At 37.2% G+C, this 7,370-nt stretch carries 5 protein-coding genes; all 5 read left to right on the top strand.

All coding sequences use genetic code 11. The annotated features are described in order from the left end of the window. The first annotated feature begins 115 nt into the window (after nucleotides 1-115). Nucleotides 116-604, top strand: coding sequence for a SprT-like domain-containing protein (locus PQ474_RS25315; protein WP_273848352.1), 489 nt, complete (start codon nucleotides 116-118; stop codon nucleotides 602-604). Then, nucleotides 573-1,808 (top strand): LPD25 domain-containing protein, encoded by a 1,236-nt coding sequence (locus PQ474_RS25310; RefSeq protein ID WP_273848353.1) that lies wholly within the window; start codon nucleotides 573-575, stop codon nucleotides 1,806-1,808. Before PQ474_RS25315 ends, PQ474_RS25310 begins: the two co-directional genes overlap by 32 nt. Nucleotides 1,809-1,839: 31 nt before the next feature. Continuing rightward, nucleotides 1,840-2,082 carry a hypothetical protein gene (locus tag PQ474_RS25305; RefSeq protein ID WP_273848351.1) on the top strand — a complete coding sequence of 81 codons (243 nt, stop codon included), beginning with the start codon at nucleotides 1,840-1,842 and terminating at the stop codon, nucleotides 2,080-2,082. Then, nucleotides 2,042-2,737: a DUF3991 and toprim domain-containing protein gene (locus PQ474_RS25300; RefSeq protein WP_273848350.1), complete on the top strand. Its 696-nt coding sequence runs from the start codon at nucleotides 2,042-2,044 to the stop codon at nucleotides 2,735-2,737. Before PQ474_RS25305 ends, PQ474_RS25300 begins: the two co-directional genes overlap by 41 nt. Nucleotides 2,738-3,315: 578 nt before the next feature. Then, on the top strand, nucleotides 3,316-7,370 hold a 4,055-nt coding region (locus PQ474_RS25295), incomplete at its 3' end, for a DNRLRE domain-containing protein (RefSeq protein WP_273848349.1).

Genomic DNA, 7,370 nt, shown 5'->3' with positions numbered 1-7,370 from the left:
ACACCCTTTCATCATTATTGATTAGAGTATCGCATGGGACCCGGGCTATTGGAATGTGTGTATTATTTGACGCTTACCTTCGAAAGAAGAAAAAGAAGCTATTAAAAAAGGTGATATGAAAACAAAAGATCATATTGGCTATGTTGCCGGATATGTTTTTGACCTATCACAAACAAATGCAAAAGCTGAAAATTTACCCAGTATCTTTCCTAACAGATGGATGGATGGAAAAGTAGAAAATTACGATGAAATGTTTCAATCATTAAAGGAACTAGGACGTAAAATGGATGTGGAAATCTTAGACAAGCCATTTCAAGAACTCGGGACTGCAAAAGGATCTTATGTTGAATATCAAGCATTGAATAGTCGTGGAGAAATGGAAAATCGTAAAGCGATTGAATTAAACCCTCGCAATTCTGAATTGCATAATGTTAAGACAGTCATTCATGAGCTTGCACATGCAAAACTTCATGGTACTGAATCAGGTAATCATGATCGAACGCACCCAGAAAAAGAATTCCAAGCTGAAATGACCGCATATACAGTTTGCTCGCATTTCAATCTTGACATCAGTGATTATAGCTTGCACTATCTTCATCATTAACACAGAAGATCATACACAGATCAATGATAAATTAGCATTATTAGAAGAAGTGAAAGGCACTTCTTACGAATTTATTACACACCTTGAAGATGATTTAGTGAAGACAAATGAACGTGAAATAGAAAAAGAATCAGAACAAAATTTACAACAGAAGTTGGGAAATATAGAAGTGATTCTTCGGGATGAAGTGAAGAAAGTTTCCGATTTAACACCTGAAGAATTTCAAGGTGCGTTTTATGACAAGCATAATCGTAATGTCTTAAATAATAAAGAATTTCAAGGGTTAGATCCAAAAGAAACGATTGATGCTTTTAATAATTTGAACGACAAGTGGAATGCTCAAATGGATATTGTAAAGATGATTCATCCTGATATGAAAGAGCCACAAGCCTATGTTGTTTGGTCAGAAACGAATATAGATCATCGTTTAATGAAGATAAAAGATATGGACATGACTCTAGCAAAAGCCAATATTGATAGCTTTAAAACACCTGGCTATGACAAAACAAGAGTAAATTTTGTTGTTCCTGATGAAAATGGTATCCATGTTAAACGTGCTGATCGAATTGACTTAGGGGATGGCATGTATCACAATCTTCACGATTATCTAAAAAGTGTGCAGCCTTCTCTTGCAAAATATGTGCCTCAAACAAACAATCATTTAAAAGATATCTATTCAAAGGAAGTTATTTCTACTACGGTGGAACGTATCTATAAAGAGAACCTTTATCTCAAACATGCAAATGTAAAAGATGAGTTAGCGATGGATGTATCCGATAGTGATGTTCAAGTTATTGAACATTATGCTATTCATCATAACTATTTATCTAAAGGTGAGCTTGATTCATTAAAATCAAATGTTTATGAAAAATTTACGAACGATAAAGAACAAATGGACACGACTAACATCATGGTTCATTTAAAAGGGCATTATGAGAAGTACCAGTCACACTTGCAAGCCGAAAACAAAGGTGAATTAACGGAAGAAAAAGTAGTCAATCGAATGAAAGCCGAAAATCAATATACTGACGTAAAATATCTTGCTTTGAAGTCGAATGTCGTAGATGAAAGAATGATAGATCGAATGGAAAGCAGCATAAAAGATTGTATGACAAATAGCAGCACAAAAAAGGAAGCAAAAGAAAAAGATTCTCCATTTCAAAAATCACCTATCCAGCAAAAAAATATCGGTCTAAGCATGTAGGAGGTGAGCAAGTTGAAAAGAGTTACAACCGATGAAGTCAAATGGTATTGATGTTAAACAAGAAGGTAAAAGGGCAGAACCTTATTATCGCCTTGAAGATCATGACAGTTTAGTCATCAAAGGAGAGAAGTTTTTTTGGAATAGTCGTCAAGAAGGTGGATTTGGTGCGATTCGTTTTGCTATGACCTATTATGATTTAACGTTTACAGACGCTGTTAAGAGAGTGAACGAACATGAATATGCACCGACTAAAAGCTCGAGTGGGAGAATCTGAAAAAGAGTCTTTTAAATATCCTGAATATTTTGAAGTTACTAATACAGAAAACATCAAAGATTATCTTGTAAATGAACGTAAAATTGATAGTCGAGTTGTCGATTGGTGCATGAAAAAAGACTTGCTCGTGCAAGACAAGAAAGACAATGCTGTATTCAAATGGAAAAACGCACAAGGTGAAGTTATTGGTGCGGATCGGCAAGGTACAAAAACAATAGATACAAAACGTGGAACATTCAAACAGGTCATGTCTAACTCGAAAGAGGATGGTGGTTTTACAATCGATGTTGGAAAAAAGCCAGATAAGGTCGCTGTGTTTGAATCACCGATTGATCTATTATCCTACTGGTCAGTAAAAAAAGAGCAAGTACAAAATACGAGATTAGTTAGTATGAGTGGATTGAAAATGAATACGGTTTATCGTGCCGTTAAAGATTTAGAAGAAAAAGGACATAGCGTAAAGCAAATTATTTCTTGCGTTGATAATGATGAAGCTGGAAGAGAATTTCATGAGAAATTACGTAAGTCGTTAAAGCGAGAAGATACACTTGTCGATCAAAGACCAAAGAATACCAAAGATTGGAACGATGAGTGTAAAGATTCTCTTTCTAGTAGCAGACTAACGAATCAAAAACAAACACAACTAGGAATGTAGAAGAAACTAGTCTGTTAGATGTTGTACATGTTCATCTTATGGTTTATTAGGGGCTTTCTTTTGCCCCTTAAACTCCAGCTGATTATTCAATTAAAGGGCCAGATAATGGAATAAGACTTTCAAAAAAGTGTGGCGAAATTTCGTGTATCGAAAATTAAACAACTTTATTTATACCTCGTCATAATATTAGAACGAGGTTATACGTGTTTGAGGTTTTAAAATTAAATAACTTTACACATTAATCACAAGATAAATTGTATTAAAATGCAAATTAAAAGAGACTGTCCCAAAAGGTCAATTATTTATGACCTTTTGGGACAGCCTCTTTTGTTGTGCACAAAGTTTTTCCTTAAAGATATTGAAAATTTGAAGGATTTAGTCTCTTTAAAATTTCCATTTTAAAGAAAAAACACACCACATTTTCCCATAATACTATATAATAATTACATATTTTAGTAGAGGAGGAATCATAGCCTAGGGAATTTTCTATATTGTTAATTTCCGAAGGGAGACTACGAGAGCCATTGCAATGCCTTATATGCGTCGTATTTAAAATTTATTTGAGGGGAGAAAAGACTTTGACGCATTTATTTTCAAAGATATTTATAATATTTGTTGCTTTTACTGTATTGTTTTCCTCCATACCATTTACTGCAATGGTACAAGCAAATGATAGAACGCTATCATTTGACGAGAGAATTGGACTTGATGATCCGGAAAATGAACTCCGTATTCAAATGAGTGATGCGGACGCAGAGCAGGTCATCTCAAATTTCACCCAAGATATTCAATCCAAAGAACCTGTAGAAATAATAGAAGAACGGACTGAGGTTTCGAAATTGTTCGATAATATGGACGGGACCATTACTGAAGAATTTTTCCTAGAGCCCGTACACGTTCAAGAAGATGATGATCTTGTCGATATCTCTTCCATGCTAGTTCCTTCCGAAGACGATGAATCTATTATTACCACGGAACAAACTATTATTGACGTAGAATTTCCGTTGGATGTTAATGATAACGTTGTAACAGTCAAACAAGAAGACCATTTCTTATCTTATGAATGGATTGAAGCTGAGGGGGAAGAAGGTATTCAACAGGCTGAAATCCCGGAAGTAGAATATGAAGAGAACTTTCTTTACCATCGAGGGGTCTTTCCTGGAATAGATGTACGAAATGTTCTATTTAACACATCATTAAAGGAAGATATTGTCATTTATGAACCGACTTCTCTTTCAACTTTCCGTGTACAAGTTAATACGAACTTACATGGGCAAGTAGAGAAAGATGGTTCCGTTACTTGGTCGTCGGGAGAAGAGGTGATTTTTACAACTCCTACACCTTTTATGACGGATTCAAATATCGATGAGTTATCTGGTGAACCAAGCATTTCTTACGATGTGAAATTCGAACTGGAAGAAAACCAGGAAGGGTATTTGTTAACCCTTTCGGTTGATTCAGACTGGCTCAATGATGACGAGCGTGTATATCCTGTGTACATTGATCCAACAACAAACGTTGGGACCTCAGCTGATACATTTGTAACAAGTGCTTACCCAACAACGACAAACGATAAATTTTGGGAATCAAGTTCTGGATACTATTCCCTAAAAGTTGGTTATTATGATGCTTCATCAGGGACAAATTTTTCATTTGTAAGGCAAGATTTGTCACATCTTAAAGGTGTAGCAATTAGTTCTGCAACATTTAAAATATACACAGCTCATTCATACTATGGAACAACGGCTAATGGAGTCTGGCTTGACTCGGTGAATGAAAATTGGTCTGCTGCAACAGCAACATGGAACAACAAGCCTTCATCGTCAAACATCACAAGTACAAATGTCCATCGCGGCCAATGGGCTGAATTTGATGTGACATCCACGGTTCAATCATGGGTAGATGGGAAGAAGGACAATTATGGTTTCAAGCTCCACACGAATGGAAATGGCCAGACCCATTGGAAAAAATTCTATGCATCTGAAAATAGTACAAGTAAGCCTGTACTCTCCGTCACCTATACATTACCAACGCCAGCAAAACCAACTGTGACAGGAGTCAATACAAATGACGGAACGGATACAGGGTATTTTAACCTATCTTGGTCGGCGATATCTGGCGCCAAAAGCTACATTGTTTATATTTACAATGGAAACGAGTACGAAGGGATTAATGTTGGAAACGTTACTTCATGGACAACACGAGGAAAGAAACTTTGGCCAACAGATGAACAATTATTTAACGGAAGGTACTGGCTTAATTGGGACGGAAAAGGCCAAGAACTCCCCGTTGATCCGTCAGATACTTATCAAGTTTCAGGTGGAAACTATCCAACTGATACGAACTATCGGTTCCGCATTGCAGCTGTTTATGAGGTAGGTACTTCTAGTATGTCGGGGACGACGATGCCCTATCTACCGCTTTCAAAACCAAAACGTCCTGTCGGAGCAGCGAGTGTGAATTTAGATGACCAGTCTGGCTATGTTCATGCAACATGGGAAGAAGTCCAGGGGGCAACAGGATACAAGGTCTTGCTTTATAACGGAACAGCTTATGAACAAGTGGCAGATGTAAAAGTCGATCCGAAAAAACCAAACCAAGCGTTACAGTGGAATTCTCAAAACAAAAAACTATGGCCAACGGCTACTGATATTGCAAATGGTCGGTACAACTTACGTCTTGATGGAACAGGAACAGAGCTTGCTAAAGACCCTTCTCCTGTTTATAAAAATTCAGGCGGTTCTTACACAACAAACAAAAATTATTTAATACGTGTAAAAGCGTATAATAATAAGCATCCGGATTCTGCAAACTCTGACGCCTTTTCACCGACTATACCTGATTTACGAGGTCCATTTTTAGGAAGTGAGCCTTATTGGCCTCAATTTATAACAAAAGTTGGCACAGTAAATGCCCTTAATGGAAATCTCTCATTCTCTGAAACCGATGAAACTTTTTCAGGAAGAGGCCCTTCGATTCTTATATCAAGAACGTATAATAGCCTTGCTCAATCAAAAGGTTCTTTTGGGACAGGCTGGTTGTTCTCTTATGATATACAATTGAACGAACAAACAAATGGGGATGTTATCTTAAGGGAAGAGGACGGGACGGAGCATTATTATAAAAAATCTGGTACGACCTACATCCCACCACATGGTCTCTATTTAAAACTTGAAAAGATCGATACGCAATTTGTTCTTACGACGAAAAGTCAAGACAAATGGTACTTTTCAAATGGTCGACTTGTCAAAATCGAAGATGGGACTAGGAAAGAAAATCTCGTAACCTTTACCTATCCAACAAACCAAACGGTCATTACCGATGCAAGCGGTCGGAAAATAACCGTGAACTATTCAAACCAAAAAATTTCGACCATTTCAGATTATACAAACCGTACGTGGGTGTATTCCTACACGGGAGACTTATTAACACAAGTCACGTACCCAGATGGTCAAACGAAAACCTATCAATATAACAACGGTCAGTTAACGGAAATATGGGATTTCAAACAAAAAAAGACAACTATCACATATGATACACAAAAGCGGTTTAAAAGTGTTATCGACCCTATTGGTAAAACCACAACGGTTTCGTATGGAACTAATCAGGCCACCATTACCCATCCAGCAGCACCAAACGATGGTGGAACGTCCGTAGCTTCCAGTGATGTTATTCGTTATTCTATCGCTGGTAATCCAACGGAACTTATGACAGACAATGGAACAGGTAAATTAAATTTAAAAACAACATACCAATACAATCTTCATGAAATGGTCTCAACAAAAGACCCAAGAGCAAATAAAGAAGGTCGCCCCTCTGAACAAGCTATTTATGATGGAAACGGAAATGTCATTGAGTATATAGGAGCCAATGGGGAACAGGAAGTGGCTATTTACAATAAAAATGATGACATCATTAGCTATACAGACGCCCTTGGAGAAACGTACGAAACAGCTTATGATGGAGTTCTTGAAGTAACAACAAACGACCCGGCTAAAACGAGTACGATGACCCTTTATGATGATTTTGGTAACGTGACTCATTCAACAAAAGAATTATCTGTTGCTTACAACTTGCTAACTAATGGAGGGTTTGAAAAAGATTCAACAACATACAGCGGATGGACAGTACGCCGTGGAAATGGTGATGAAGGAACGGTCTCTCTTAACACAACGCACAAGAAGCAAGAACGCTCCATTCGACTAAGCCATAAGCCTTCAGCTACACGGGACAAGACGAAACTGTCCTATATTTCCGTTACACAAGATATTGATGTAGAAGAAAACACGTTGTATACATTAAGTGGATTAATTAAAACGGAAAATCTTAACGGACGAGCGTTTTTTAATATTTATCAAATGAATGGAACATCCGGAGTGAGTGCACCGTGGATTGATAATCGCTACAACTACTTATCAGGGACTAATGATTGGACTGAGCGACAGCTTTCATTTAAAACAAAACCAGGCGTCAATCGGATTCGTGTCTATCTTGAAATTGATGATGAAGCAAATGGTAGTACGGGTGGAGCTGCCTATTTTGACAATATTCAATTGGAACATGGACAAGTATCCTCATCCTACAACCCAGTCCAAAATAGTGGTTTAGAGAATATTACTCCTAATCAAGGCTC

Source organism: Halalkalibacter alkalisediminis (genome assembly GCF_028610705.1).
Taxonomy (GTDB): domain Bacteria; phylum Bacillota; class Bacilli; order Bacillales; family Bacillaceae_D; genus Halalkalibacter; species Halalkalibacter alkalisediminis.
Note: the sequence above shows the minus strand (reverse complement) of the source record. Positions and strands in the feature narration are given on the sequence as shown.